Source organism: Streptomyces sp. NPDC001056, assembly GCF_053598955.1.
The window spans coordinates 269,224-282,785 of sequence record NZ_JBSFLI010000001.1; the positions used below are offsets into that span (position 1 = coordinate 269,224).

General features: G+C 73.1%; 11 protein-coding genes. 3 read left to right on the forward strand and 8 right to left on the reverse strand.

The features are described 5' to 3' along the window. Nucleotide 1: 1 nt before the first annotated feature. A complete protein-coding gene (locus ACWDD7_RS01245) occupies nt 2-979 on the reverse strand; it encodes an alpha-ketoacid dehydrogenase subunit beta (RefSeq protein WP_351870656.1) in 978 nt (325 codons plus the stop codon). A gap of 1 nt (nt 980) precedes the next feature. Next, a complete protein-coding gene (pdhA, locus tag ACWDD7_RS01250) occupies nt 981-2,231 on the reverse strand; it encodes a pyruvate dehydrogenase (acetyl-transferring) E1 component subunit alpha (RefSeq protein ID WP_450455580.1) in 1,251 nt (416 codons plus the stop codon). Nucleotides 2,232-2,724: 493 nt separating this feature from the next. Between pdhA and ACWDD7_RS01255 the strand changes: the two genes are divergently transcribed. Further along, nucleotides 2,725-3,771 carry a phosphotransferase gene (locus tag ACWDD7_RS01255; RefSeq protein ID WP_351870650.1) on the forward strand — a complete coding sequence of 349 codons (1,047 nt, stop codon included), beginning with the start codon at nt 2,725-2,727 and terminating at the stop codon, nt 3,769-3,771. A gap of 101 nt (nt 3,772-3,872) precedes the next feature. On the opposite strand, the gene ACWDD7_RS01260 is transcribed toward ACWDD7_RS01255, so the two are convergent. Then, on the reverse strand, nt 3,873-5,513 hold the full coding sequence (locus ACWDD7_RS01260; RefSeq protein WP_351869571.1) for a protein kinase domain-containing protein: 1,641 nt from the start codon (nt 5,511-5,513) through the stop codon (nt 3,873-3,875). A gap of 344 nt (nt 5,514-5,857) precedes the next feature. Between ACWDD7_RS01260 and ACWDD7_RS01265 the strand changes: the two genes are divergently transcribed. Then, nucleotides 5,858-7,504 carry a protein kinase domain-containing protein gene (locus tag ACWDD7_RS01265; RefSeq protein ID WP_450455583.1) on the forward strand — a complete coding sequence of 549 codons (1,647 nt, stop codon included), beginning with the start codon at nt 5,858-5,860 and terminating at the stop codon, nt 7,502-7,504. Between the two features lie 54 nt (nt 7,505-7,558). Here the strand turns inward: ACWDD7_RS01265 and ACWDD7_RS01270 are convergent, their stop codons facing one another. After that, complete coding sequence (locus ACWDD7_RS01270) at nt 7,559-8,101, reverse strand: bacterial proteasome activator family protein (RefSeq protein WP_351869565.1); 543 nt, start codon at nt 8,099-8,101, stop codon at nt 7,559-7,561. A 180-nt stretch (nt 8,102-8,281) separates the two neighbouring features. On the opposite strand from ACWDD7_RS01270, the gene ACWDD7_RS01275 reads away from it, so the two are divergent. Continuing rightward, entirely contained in the window at nt 8,282-8,989 is a 708-nt protein-coding gene (locus ACWDD7_RS01275; RefSeq protein ID WP_450455585.1) for a hypothetical protein, read from the forward strand. Between the two features lie 46 nt (nt 8,990-9,035). Here the strand turns inward: ACWDD7_RS01275 and ACWDD7_RS01280 are convergent, their stop codons facing one another. The 4 genes from ACWDD7_RS01280 to ACWDD7_RS01295 are packed head-to-tail and all read right to left on the reverse strand — an operon-like array spanning nt 9,036 to nt 13,556. Next, a complete protein-coding gene (locus tag ACWDD7_RS01280) occupies nt 9,036-10,016 on the reverse strand; it encodes an NAD(P)H-quinone oxidoreductase (RefSeq protein WP_450455587.1) in 981 nt (326 codons plus the stop codon). Between the two features lie 56 nt (nt 10,017-10,072). Beyond that, nucleotides 10,073-11,206, reverse strand: a complete 1,134-nt coding sequence (locus ACWDD7_RS01285; protein ID WP_450455589.1) for a potassium channel family protein — start codon at nt 11,204-11,206, stop codon at nt 10,073-10,075. Next, on the reverse strand, nt 11,194-12,630 hold the full coding sequence (locus tag ACWDD7_RS01290) for a molybdopterin molybdotransferase MoeA (RefSeq protein ID WP_450455591.1): 1,437 nt from the start codon (nt 12,628-12,630) through the stop codon (nt 11,194-11,196). The genes ACWDD7_RS01285 and ACWDD7_RS01290 overlap by 13 nt, the downstream gene beginning before the upstream one ends. Next, nucleotides 12,627-13,556: an NTP transferase domain-containing protein gene (locus ACWDD7_RS01295; protein ID WP_450455837.1), complete on the reverse strand. Its 930-nt coding sequence runs from the start codon at nt 13,554-13,556 to the stop codon at nt 12,627-12,629. The genes ACWDD7_RS01290 and ACWDD7_RS01295 overlap by 4 nt, the downstream gene beginning before the upstream one ends. Nucleotides 13,557-13,562: the final 6 nt, after the last annotated feature.

Genomic DNA, 13,562 nt, shown 5'->3' on the forward strand with positions numbered 1-13,562 from the left:
CTCAGTACGCCAGCGAGCGGTCGACGGCGTCGAGCACGCGGTCCAGGTCCGGCAGGTACTCCTCCTCCAGGCGGGCCGGCGGGTACGGGGCGTGGTAGCCGCCGACCCGGAGCACCGGGGCCTCCAGGTGGTAGAAGCAGCGCTCGGTGATCCGGGCGGCGATCTCACCGCCGGAGCCGAAGAACACCGGCGCCTCGTGGACCACGACCAGGCGGCGGGTCTTCTCCACCGAGGCCTGGATGGCGTCGAAGTCGAGGGGGGAGACCGAGCGCAGGTCCAGGACCTCCAGGTTCTTGCCCTCCTCGGCGGCTGCGGCGGCGGCCTCCAGGCAGAGCTTCACCATCGGGCCGTAGGCCGCGAGGGTCAGGTCGGTGCCCTCGCGGACGACCTGGGCCTTGTGCAGCGGCGCGGGGATCGCCTCGGCGTCCACCTCGGCCTTGTCCCAGTAACGGCGCTTGGGCTCGAAGTAGATCACCGGGTCGTCGCTCTGGATGGCCTGCTGCATCATCCAGTACGCGTCCGACGCGTTCGACGGGCTGACGACCTTCAGGCCGGCGACGTGCGCGAACAGCGCCTCGGGGGACTCGGAGTGGTGCTCGACCGCGCCGATGCCGCCGCCGTAGGGGATGCGCACGACGACCGGCATCTTGACCTTGCCGAGCGAGCGCGCGTGCATCTTGGCGAGCTGGGTGACGATCTGGTCGTAGGCCGGGAAGACGAAGCCGTCGAACTGGATCTCCACGACCGGGCGGTAGCCGCGCAGGGCCAGGCCGATCGCGGTGCCGACGATGCCGGACTCGGCGAGCGGGGTGTCGATGACCCGGCTCTCGCCGAAGTCCTTCTGCAGGCCGTCCGTCACGCGGAAGACGCCGCCGAGCTTGCCGACGTCCTCGCCCATGACCAGGACCTTGGGGTCGGCCTCCAGGGCGCGGCGCAGCGACTCGTTGATGGCCTTGGCCATCGCCATCTTCTCGGCCATCTCAGTGACCCCCTTCTGCGTCCGCGAACGACGCCTGGTAGGCGGCGAACTGGGCCCGCTCCTCGTCGACGAGCGCGTGCCCGTCCGCGTACACGTTCTCGAAGATGGCGAAGTGGTCCGGGTCGGGCATGGCGCGGACCGCTTCGCGCACCCGCTTGCCCAACGCCTCGGACTCGGCCTCCAGTTCCTCGAAGAATCCCTCGTCCGCGTGGTTCGAGGCCTCCAGATGGCGGCGCAGGCGCAGGATCGGGTCCTTGGCCTCCCATGCCTGGCGCTCCTCGTCGCCCCGGTAGCGGCTGGGGTCGTCGGAGGTGGTGTGGGCTCCCATGCGGTAGGTGAACGCCTCGACCAGGGTCGGGCCCTCGCCGTTGCGGGCGCGCTCCAGGGCCCACTTGGTGACCGCGAGACAGGCCAGCACGTCGTTGCCGTCCACGCGCACGCCCGGGAAGCCGTAGCCCTGGGCACGCTGGTAGAGCGGCACCCGGGTCTGCTTCTCGGTCGGCTCGGAGATCGCCCACTGGTTGTTCTGGCAGAAGAACACCACGGGCGCGTTGTAGACCGCGGAGAAGGTGAACGACTCGGCCACGTCGCCCTGGCTGGAGGCGCCGTCGCCGAAGTACGCGATGACCGCCGAGTCCGCGCCGTCCTTGGCCACGCCCATCGCGTAGCCGGTGGCGTGCAGCGTCTGGGAGCCGATGACGATCGTGTACAGGTGGAAGTTGTTCCCGTTGGGGTCCCAGCCACCGTGGTTCACGCCGCGGAACATGCCGAGCAGGTTGGTCGGGTCCACGCCACGGCACCAGGCGACGCCGTGCTCGCGGTACGTCGGGAAGACGTAGTCGTCGTCGCGCAGGGCCCGGCCGGAGCCGATCTGGGCGGCCTCCTGGCCCAGCAGGGAGGCCCACAGGCCCAGCTCGCCCTGGCGCTGCAGGGCGGTGGCCTCGGCGTCGAAGCGACGGGTGAGCACCATGTCGCGGTAGAGGCCGCGCAGGTCTTCGGGGGTGATGCCGGCGACGTAGGAGTCGTACTCGGCGTTCTTGACCCGCTTGCCCTCCGGCGTCAGAAGCTGCACGAGCGCGGGCTCGGTGCTCTTCTTCGCGCCGGCACGCGCGGGGCGCGGGGCGGGGGTCGTGCTGGTGCGCTTGGCGCCGGTGGCTCCGGACTTGGTCCCGGCCGAACCGGCCTTGCTGCCGGTGGTGCCGGCCTTGCCTGCGGCGCTGCGCTTGCGCGCGGCACTGCTGTCCACGGTCACGTGTGCTCCTCCGTCGTTCCGGCCCCCGGGGTTGCCGGTAGGCCAGTGCGGCTCACCTGTTTCGACCACCGGGCACGGGGTGGGTGCCACTCGGCCGGGAACAGGCGTGACAGGTGCCCCGGCGAGCGCCCTGCGACCATTACGTTACCCAGTGCTCCACATTTCTGTGAAACCCCACTTGACCTGCGATTTTGCTTGGATATCCAAGTAAATCGAGGGGACGCGGAAGCGTGCTGGTCACAGCCTTGCGGCAAGGCCGGAGCACCCGAACGTTATCCCGGTCACCCAGGTGACGGGAAGAGTTTGTCGGGGCGGACCGACGAGTCGAACAGCTTTAAGCCGACCGTATTTTTTGTCGTACCTTTGGGCCGCTTCTCTGGGGAAGCGCGCAAGCGTTCGTCCCGGCTCACTCTGTGACCGATTGCGATTGGCGACGACTGCCTGTGACAAGACCCAGCTCACAGGGCCTTTGCGGTGCCCTAGCATCTGCCGCGTGCCGCGCCCTTGTGTACCACCCCCCGTACCCCACGCGCCCCCTCTGGGCGCCCTGCTCCGCCTGTACGACGCCGCCGGTACCGCCCTCGCCTGTGAACCGGTCGACCAGGGGCTGCTCAATCGCGGCTACCGGCTGTGCACCACGCGCGGCCGGTATTTCCTCAAGCACCACTTCGACCCCGACACCGCCGACCCGGCCGCCATCGAACGCCGGCACCGGGCCACCCAGCGCCTGGCCGCCCTCGGCGTGCCGGTCGCCGTGCCGCTCGCGCACCGTGAGGGCCGTACCGTCGCCGTCGTCGGCGGCCATGCCTACGCCCTGCATCCCTGGATCGACGGCGGACACCGCCACGGCGGCCAGCTCACCCGCTCCGAGAGCGCACGGCTGGGGGCGCTGCTGGGCGCCGTGCACGCCTGCCTGGAGCGCGTGATGCCGCCCAAGGGGCGCACCCGCCCGGCCACGAGTCCCCATCCCGTGGAGAGCGCCGACCCTGCCGACACCTTCGACCTCATCGACCAGCTGCTCTCCCGGGTGCGCCGACACCGCCCCGCCGACGCCTTCGACGCACTCGCCCGGCACCGGCTGCTGGAACGGCGGTCGCTGCTGGAGCGGCACACGGACCGGCGCCCGCCGCCCGGCGGACCGGTGGGCTGGGTGCACGGCGACTTCCACCCGTTCAACCTGCTCTACAAGGACGGCACCCCGGCGGCCATCGTGGACTGGGACCGGCTCGGGGTGCAGCCCCGCGCCGAGGAGGCCGTACGCGCCGCCGCGATCTTCTTCGTGCGGCCCGCGGGCGCCCTGGACCTGCCGAAGGTGCGGGCGTACGCCCGCGCGTACCGGCGCGCGGCCGGTGCCACGCCCGCGGAACTGGCCGCCGCCGTGCACCGGGTGTGGTGGGAACGCCTGAATGACTTCTGGATGCTGCGCTGGCACTACGAACGCGACGACACCCGTGCGGACTGCCAGTTCCCGGCCGCCTCGGCTCTCGTGGTGTGGTGGACGCGGGAGTACGACGCGGTGTGCGACGCCTTCACCCGGTGAGCGGGTTTGCCCGGAGGCCGTCGGCAAAGAACGGACGGGGCCCGGACGACCGGGCCCCGTCCGGGGCTCACCTGGCGAGCGGCCCCGCCGGGGTCCGCGTTTCAGCCGGTGGGCAGACCCGCCGCCCCGCCGGCCGCCGTGTTGCCGTCGGTGGTGGTGCCGCCGCCCGTGGTGCCGCCGTCCGTACCGCCACCCGTCGTGCCGGTGCTCGTACCGCCGCCGACGGTGCCGCCGCCACCGTCCGTGCCGCCACCGGTTGTCGGGTCCGTGGTCTGCGTCGACGTGGGCTGCGGATTCGTCGGCTGGTCGGTGGGACCGGTGGTCTCCGGCTGGGTCGGGGTGTCCGACGGCGTGTACGTCGGCGACCAGCCCGAACCGGAACCGGTGCCCGAGCCTGTGTCGGTGGGCGTGTCCGTGGGCTGCCCGGTGCTGTCGTCGGTCGGGCTCGCGGGGGCGGAGTCGCCGCCGGTGCTCTTGGTGTGCGTGGCCGGCGGCTTGGTGTCGGTACCGGTGCCGCCACCGTTGCCCGCCCCCTGCAGCGCCAGCGCCACGCCCGCCGCGATCGCGATGACCGCGAGCACGGCGAGGATCCACAGCTTGCCGCGGCCGCTGCCCTTGTTGCCGTGCCCCTCGAAGCCGCCGTCGTCGCCGTTGCCGTAACCCTGCGGCAGCAGCGGCTGCGGGATCTGCGTGGTGCCGCCGCCGGCCATCGGGTGCTGCATCGCGGTCGTACCCGCGAAGCCGCCCGCGGGGGTGTGCCGGCCGTCGTGCGCCGCCACCGGGCCGGTGTTCCAGGTGCCGGTGTGGCCGCCCTGGTCGTACAGCATCTGCAGGCCGTACTGGACCATGCCGCGCATCTCCTCCGCCGTCTGGAACCGGTCGTCCGGCTCCTTGGCGAGCGCGCGCATGACCAGGCCGTCCAGCTCCGGCGGGCAGGCGTCCAGGACCTGCGAGGGCGCCACCGGTGTGTCCTGGACGTGCTGGTAGACGACCGACAGCGGGGTCTCGCCGGTGAACGGGGGCCGCAGCGCGAGCAGTTCGTACAGCAGGCAGCCGGTCGCGTACAGGTCGGAGCGGTGGTCGACGGCCTTGCCGAGCGCCTGCTCCGGGGAGAGGTACTGCGGGGTGCCCATGACCATGCCGGTCTGGGTCATCGTGGACTGCGCGCCGTGCAGGGCGCGGGCGATGCCGAAGTCCATCACCTTCACGGCGCCGCTGTCGGTGATGATGACGTTCGCGGGCTTGATGTCGCGGTGCACGATGCCGTGCTGGTGCGAGTAGGCGAGCGCCTCCAGGACACCGGAGACGATGATCAGCGCCTGCTCGGGGCCGGGCGCCTCCGCGTTGATCAGCAGATCGCGGATGGTGCGGCCCTCGACCAGCTCCATCACGATGTACGGCACCGACTGGCCGCCCACGACGTCCTCGCCGGAGTCGTACACGGCGACGATCGCGTGGTGGTTGAGGCCGGCGACCGACTGGGCCTCACGCGTGAAGCGGGCCTTGGAAACAGGGTCCTCGGCCAGGTCGGCGCGGAGCAGCTTGACCGCGACCGTACGGCCCAGACGGACGTCCTCGGCCGCGAACACCTCGGCCATGCCGCCCCGGCCCAGCCGATGGGTGAGCCGGTACCGGCCATCGCCAACCAGTCCTGCGTTGCCCCAGTTCTCCGGCGCGTCCGACATGCCGCCGCCAGACGCCTCGGGGTCGGACGGGCCCTGGGCGCGCTGCGTCTGTGCCATCAGTCCTCGCCGTCGTTTCTGCCCGCGGTGCGCGCGGTGTTGTCACGGTCTCCGTCGGCCACGCTACAGCCTCCGTGGGGGCCGCCGGTCCGGAACCGGAACCGGGACCGACTCTGCGACGGACCGGCCATGAAACCCTCCGCACAGGCCGTCGTGCAAATTCTGTGTGCTGGTCGTAGGTCCCCTGTAACGCTTGCGCGACTCTTCTTGCACGTACGGTCACGGAACGGGCACCGAGCTTGACGTGTCAGAGGCCTGGGGCAGACTTGGCCGGGAATGACACATTCGATCAAGGCCTGTGCGACGAGCCAGAGTGCCGGGCGGCCGATGGGGGACGGGGAGAGATGAGCCAGGACGGCGCACACGGCCGGTATACGGGGCAGGCGCTGGCCGGCGGCCGCTACCAGCTGCGCGACTTGCTCGGCGAGGGCGGCATGGCCTCGGTGCACCTCGCGTACGACGCCGTGCTGGACCGCCAGGTCGCGATCAAGACACTCCACACCGAGCTCGGCCGTGAGCAGGCCTTCCGCGAGCGCTTCCGCCGCGAGGCCCAGGCCGTGGCGAAGCTCACGCACACCAATATCGTCTCCGTCTTCGACACGGGCGAGGACGACCTCGGCGGTATGGCGACGCCGTACATCGTCATGGAGTACATCGAGGGCCGCCCGCTGGGCTCGGTCCTTGAGGAGGACATACGGCAGTACGGCGCGATGCCCGCCGAGAAGGCGCTGAAGGTCACCGCGGACGTGCTGGCGGCGCTGGACATCAGCCACGAGATGGGGCTGGTCCACCGCGACATCAAGCCGGGCAACGTGATGATGACCAAGCGCGGTGTGGTCAAGGTCATGGACTTCGGCATCGCGCGCGCCATGCAGTCGGGCGTGACGTCCATGACGCAGACCGGCATGGTCGTCGGCACCCCGCAGTACCTCTCGCCCGAGCAGGCCCTCGGCCGCGGTGTGGACGCCCGCTCCGACCTGTACTCGGTCGGCATCATGCTCTTCCAGCTGGTGACCGGGCGGCTGCCGTTCGACGCGGACTCCCCGCTGGCGATCGCGTACGCGCATGTGCAGGAGGAGCCGGTGGCTCCCTCCTCCATCAACCGCGCGCTGCCCCAGGGGGTGGACGCGCTGGTCGCCCGAGCGCTGCGGAAGAACCCGAACGAGCGCTTCCCGACCGCCGACTCCATGCGCGAGGAGTGCCTGCGGGTCGCCGCCTCCCTCCAGGGCGCCGCGCCGAGCATCGTGCCGAACGCGGGTCCGCAGCAGAGCGGCTCGGGCGTCGGCTCCGCGGTGTTCCCGCCGGTCGACCAGGCCCGGCAGACGCCGGCCGGCCCGGTGCAGACGCCGTACCGGCCGGGTCCGTACGGCGGCCCCCAGACCCCGGCGCCGGCCGCGCCCGCGCCGTCCTACGGCTATCCGCAGCAGGCGGGCTACCAGACGCCCCCGGTGGGCTACGGGCCGCAGACCCCGCCGCCGTACGCGCAGCCGCCGCAGACGGCCGTGCAGGGACACGGCGCGGGCTCGGGCTCGGGCGGCGGCAAGGGCAACAAGGGCGTGATCATCGGCGCCGCCGCGGTGTCGCTCGTCGCCGTCGTCGGCCTGGTCGTCGCGCTGACCGTGAACAGCGGCGGCGGGAACGACACGGGCGGCCACGGCGGCGCCAGTGCCTCCGCGTCCCCTACCCACCAGGCCGGTTACCGGGGCCCGGACACCACGCGCGTGATCGACAAGACCAAGTGCACGGAGCCGAACGAGTCCTACAGCGACCCCACCAAGATCCAGCTGCCCGACTTCCGCTACAAGGACATCAACTCCGTGAAGGCCTGCTTCCAGGCCGCGGGCTGGCAGCTGCACGTCAAGAAGGTGGACGACAACACCTGGGGCGACGGGACCGTGCTGGACCAGTTCCCTTCCGAGGGCACGGATGTGAACGCCAAGGACCCGGGCACCATCGAGCTGAGTGTGTCGACGGGTAATCCGCCGCAGTGACGCACAGAAGGGGCCCGGCGCATCACCGCCGGGCCCCTTTCGCGTGTGCGGGGCCTACAGGTACGGGCCGCCCGAGCGCCCGCCCAGGTGCTGGTCGTCGCCCTCGGCGCCCGAGACACCCGGCGGAAGCGCGCGGCGCATCTGCTCCAGCTGGGCCCGCGCGGCCATCTGCTGGGCGAACAGCGTGGTCTGGATCCCGTGGAAGAGTCCCTCCAGCCAGCCCACCAGCTGCGCCTGCGCGATCCGCAGCTCCGCGTCGCTCGGGGTGACGTCGTCGGTGAACGGCAGGGACAGCCGCTCCAGTTCCTCGACCAGCTCCGGCGCCAGGCCGTCCTCCAGCTCCTTCACCGAGCTGGCGTGGATCTCCTTCAGCCGCACCCGGCTGGCCTCGTCGAGGGGAGCCGCGCGCACCTCCTCCAGGAGCTGCTTGATCATGCTGCCGATCCGCATGACCTTGGCGGGCTGCTCGACCTGCTCGGTGACCGGAATCTCGCGGGACTCGTCGTCCCCGCCACCTCCGCCGAGCGCCATCCCGTCCTGGCCCACGACGAGGATCTGGGGATTCTCCGGCGACCGTTCGTTCCTCGGCATCTCCATGCCGTCATTCTCTCGCACCCGTCCACCTCACCACCGTGGGCCCCCCTGTGGGGCGGAACCGCCGTTTAGACCCGTCGGCCCAACCCGGAATGCCCGGAGGAGTCGCGAATGTGACTCTGTTCCCGTCGGTTCATCATCGATCACGCGCTCACGCCCGCTGGGCTCCGGGAGGTCACCGACGTGACTCCATGGCTGCGACTCACCCACCGCTGCCTGCGGCTGCTGCTCGTCCTCACGACGGCCCTGCCCGCGTACGGCACCGCCACCGCGTACGCCGCCGAAGCCGGCGCCCCGCGCACCCCCACCACAGGTCACCCGGCCTCCGCCTCGCCCTCGGCCCCGTCCTCGCCCCCCGGTCACCCGGGCGGCACCGGCGGCTCGGGGGGCGCCTCCGGGCACCCGGCCGATTCCGGCGGATCCGCCCACCCGGGGCACGATCACCAGGACCGCCCGGACCACGATCACGCCGGCGCCGATCCCCAGCACCCGGCGCCCCTGCCCTCGGGCTCCGCCTCCGCCTCGTACCCCCCGTCGTCCGCCGAGCCGTCCCGGGCGGGGAGCGGGGCCGGGGAGGGGAAGCTGCGCCCGGGGCGGCCGGACGGGCCCTGGGCCCGGGTGGAGGGCGACGACGACTCGGTCCCCGACTCCGCCGCCGCGCAGCCCGCGGAGCCGGAGACCGCGGAGACCCCGACGGCCTCACCGCCGACCGAGGAGGCGGGCCTCGATCCCACGGGGTCGCCGGGGCGGTCGGCCGCGCAGAACGCCGCCGGACAGAGCGAGAACACGAGCGAGCCGGTCCTGCGGATCCTCCCGCTCGGCAGCGGGCTCGTCCTCATCGGCCTGGGCCTCGGCCTGGCCTTCCTGGGCCTGCGGCTGCGCCGGAGCTGAGCTCCCCGCTCGGGCTCCCCGGTCGGGCTCCCCGCTCGGGTGTCCGCTACGGCGCCACCAGCAGCACCTTGCCGATGTGGCCGCTCTCCTCGACCACCCGGTGCGCCTCGGCGGCCTGCGGCATCGGCAGCTCACGGTCCACCACCGGGCGCACATGCCCGCCGGCGAGCAGTGGCCAGACGTGCTCGCGCACCGCGGCGACGATGGCCGCCTTCTCGTCCAGCGGCCTGGCCCGCAGCGAGGTGGCACTGACGGCGGCCCGCTTGTGCAGCAGCGCGCCGATGTTCAGCTCTCCCTTGGCGCCGCCCTGGAGCCCGATGATCGCCAGGCGCCCGTTGACGGCCAGGGCCTGCACGTTGCGGTCGAGGTACTTGGCGCCCATGTTGTCGAGGATGACGTCGGCGCCCGCGCCGCCGGTGGCCTCCTTGACCTCGGCGACGAAGTCCTGTTCCCGGTAGTTGATCAGGATGTCCGCGCCCAGCTCGGCGCAGCGTTCCAGCTTCTCCTTGGTCCCGGCGGTCACCGCGACCTTGGCGCCGACGGCCTTGGCCAGCTGGATCGCCATGGTGCCGATGCCGCTGGAGCCGCCGTGCACCAGCAGGGTCTCGCCCGGGCGCAGATGGGCGACCATGAACACGTTGGACCAGACCGTGCAGGTCACCTCGGGCAGCGCGGCGGCCCGCACGAGGTCGACGCCCTGCGGCACGGGCAGCAGCTGACCGGCCGGTACGACGACCTTCTGGGCGTAGCCGCCGCCCGCGAGCAGCGCGCAGATTTCGTCGCCGACGGCCCAGCCGGACACCCCGGGGCCGAGCGCGGCGATCCTGCCGGAGCACTCCAGGCCGGGGTAGGGGGAGGCGCCGGGCGGCGGGTCGTAGAAGCCCTGCCGTTGCAGGATGTCGGCACGGTTGACGGCGCTGGCCGCCACCTCGACCAGCACCTCGCCCTCGCCGGGCTGCGGATCGGGGACCTCGTCCCACACCAGCGCCTCGGGACCACCAGGTTCGGGAATCGTGATCGCATGCATGCGGGTGACGCTACTCCCCGTGGCCCACGCGGTGTTCGCGCCCCGCGACGGCCCGCTCAGTCCGTGGGCAGCGGACGGGGGTGCGGGGTGACCTGGGTGCCGGGGCCGGCCCGGACGATGGTGATGAGCCGGTCGGTCAGCTGCAGGGTGCCGATGGACCGGTCGTCGTAGCCGAGCACCCGGTGGCCGCGTACGACGCTCACCACCAGGTCGTCGAGCTCGCGCGGCCGTTTGCCCGCTTCGGCGCGCACCACCGGCCGTTCCACGAGGTCCAGGCCGCTGCCCTGCTGGATGAGGTCCTCTATGACCATGCCGGCGGCGGGGCTGAGGACGGACAGGCCGAGCAGCCGGCCGGCCGCGCTGGCGCTGGTGATGACGGCGTCGGCGCCGGACTGCCGCAGCAGCGGAGCGTTCTCCTCCTCGCGCACCGCGGCCACGATCTTCGCACCGCGGTTGAGCTGACGGGCGGTCAGCGTGACCAGCACCGCGGTGTCGTCGCGCTGCGGGGCGACGATGATCTGCCGGGCCTTGCGCACCTCGGCCCGCCTGAGGACGTCGCTGCGGGTGGCGTCGCCCATGACTCCGGCGAAACCGTCGGCGGTCGCCGCGTCGATCACTTTGGCGCTGGGGTCGACCACGACCACCTGCTCCTTCCTCAGCCCGGTCGCGCACACGGTCTGCACGGCCGACCGCCCCTTCGTGCCGAAGCCGACGACGACGGTGTGCTCGCGCAAGGCGGACCTCCAGCGTTTCAGGCGCCATTCCTCCCGGGTGCGCTCGGTGAGGACCTCCAGCGTGGTGCCGACCAGGATGATCAGGAACAGCACACGCAGGGGTGTGATGACGAAGATGTTGGTCAGCCGGGCGCTGTCGCTGACCGGGGTGATGTCGCCGTATCCCGTGGTGGAGAGGGTGACGGTGGCGTAGTAGAACGAGTCGAGCAGGTCCACGGAGTCGTCGGAGCTGTCGTGGTAGCCCGCGCGGTCGGCGTAGACGACGATCGCGGTGGCGACCAGCACCAGCAGCGCCATGAGCAGCCGTTCGGCGACCTGGCGGAGCGGGCGCTCCACCACCTTCACCGGGAGCTTCACCCGGTGGATGACCGGGCGTTCGTCCGCCATGAGTGCGTCGTCCTGGGGGACGGCGGCATGGTCGGATGGGTCGCTGTCCGCACGTTTCACGTGAAACATACCCCGATCCCCGCGCTCGCCCAGGGCAGATCCAGCAGCTCCGCCTCGTCGCCCGCCCGGGCCCCGCCCGGCGGTACGACGGCCAGCGCGTCGGCGGCGGCGACGCCGCGCAGCATGGCCGGGCCGTTGTAGTGCAGCGGCACGGCGCGGTCGCCGCGCAGCACCACGGGGATGAGCCGGGTGTCGTACGGGTGCCCGTGCACCGCCTCCGTCAGCGGCAGTGTGTACGGCTCGGGGGCCGGACGGGCGGCGAGGGTCCGCAGAAGCGGCTCGGCGAGCGTGAACAGGCCGGAGACGGCCGCGAGGGGGTTGCCGGGCAGGCCGACGAGATGCTGGTCGTCCTTGGTGCGGGCGAGCAGCATGGGGTGGCCGGGGCGCACTTCGACGCCGTCGACGAGGAGTTCGGCGCCGATGCGTTGCAGGGTGGGGTGGACGTGGTCGACGGGTCCGGCGGCGGTGCCTCCGGTGGTGATGACCAGGTCGGCTGTCGCGGCGCTGATCGCCTTGTGCAGGGCCTCGGCGTCGTCGCGGACCCGGCGCACCGCGACGACCTCGGCGCCGAGCGCCCGCAGCCAGGGCGGCAGCATGGGGCCGAGCGCGTCCCGGATCAGCCCCTCGCGCGGCAGCCCCTCGGTCAGCAACTCGTCCCCGAGGACCAGGACTTCGACGCGGGGGCGCGGAACGACGGTGACGGTGTCGTATCCCGCGGCCGCGGCCAGGCCGAGGACGGCCGGGGTGATCTGGGTGCCGACGGGCAGCAGTTGGTCGCCGCTGCGGCACTCCTGGCCGCGTGGGCGGATGTCCTGGCCGGGGACCATGTCCCGGGTGGCGTGCAGCCGGCCCTGGGCGTCGGTGCGGCCGTGCTCGGTACGCAGGACGGCGGTGGTGTCGGCGGGGATGCGCGCACCGGTCGCGATGCGGACCGCCTCGCCGTCGGTGAGCGGCGCGGGCTGGGCGTGCCCTGCGAGGACGCCCTCTTCCCGCACCGCCCAGGGTCCGGGCCCGGCGACCGCCCAGCCGTCCATCGCGGAGGTGTCGAAGGAGGGCAGGTCGATGAGCGCGTCGAGGGGGGCGGCGAGGACGAGGCCGAGGGCGTCGCCGAGGGGGACGGAGACGGGGGCGCGCTGGAAGGCGGCCGAACCGGTGGCCCCGGCGGTTCCCGCGGCGCCTGCGGCGGTCCGGGCCGATCGGGCGGCGCGAGCGGCTCGGGCGGCGGTCTCGCGGGCCTGTGGCCAGGAGGTGGCGCGGTGCCGCTCCGCCGGGGCGGGCCGATGCCGCTCGGCGGGCTGCGCGTGCGGCGCCGGGGCCGGTACGGGGCCGGCGCCATCGTCCTTGGCTTCCCTCACGAGGGCCAGGGCCTCCTCGACGTCGAGGTCGTCGCTGTCCTCCACGGGTGCCCCGTTCCGGAGGCCGGGCGCGGTCATCCGGCGTCCGGGGCGCTCGGCCCCCCGTCCGGGGCGCTCGGGCCCCCGCTCCCCTGGGACTCCCCCGCCTCCTCCTCCCAGCGCAGGGCCAGTGCGGCGGCCTTGCGGGCGGCCTCGGCGACGGCCTCGGGGCCGCCCTCGCCCCGCGCCGCGGCGTAGCCGACGAGGAAGGTGGTCAGCGGGGCGGCGGGCCGGGCGACACCGTGCGCGGCGTCGCGGGCGAGGTCGAGCAGGGCGTTCGTGTCGACGTCCAGGTCGATGCCCAGTTCGTCCTTGACTGCGGAGATCCATTCATCCAACACGTGCCCATGCTCCCTGATGCGTGTCCTGGCGTTGACGATGTCGTCCCAGGTGTCGCAGTCGAAGGACGCGTACGGGTCCGGGACGCGGGTGAGGCGGAGGGCACCGGTGAGCCGGCGCAGCGGCAGCCCGGTGAGACCGTCGTGCGCGGCGGCGAGGGCGGCCAGTTCACGGCGCAGCGCCGAAGTGCGGTACGCGGCGACCAGGGGCTGGTCGCGGCCGTCCGCGTCGGTGAGCAGCGCGCCGTCGGCGCCGGTGTCGTCGAGTGCGGCCAACAGGCGGTGCAGCGTGGCCGGTCGCAGGAAGGGCAGGTCGGCGGAGAGGGCCACGGCGTGCTCGGCCGTGGTGTGCCGCAGGCCGGCCGCCAGCGCGGCGACCGGTCCGGCGCCGGGCGGCTCCTCGCGCGCCCAGCGCACCGGGCGGACGGTGGTGCGGGGCGCGGCCACGACGACGGTCGTACGAGCGCCCGCGCAGGCCGTGAGGACCCGGTCGAGGAGCGCCCGGCCGCCGACCCGGACACCGGGCTTGTCGGCCCCGCCGAGCCGCCGCGCGGCACCCCCGGCCAGCACGACGGCGTCGTACGGCGGGGGGGCCGCGCCGGCCGCGCCGGCTCCGGGGGCCGCCACGGCCCT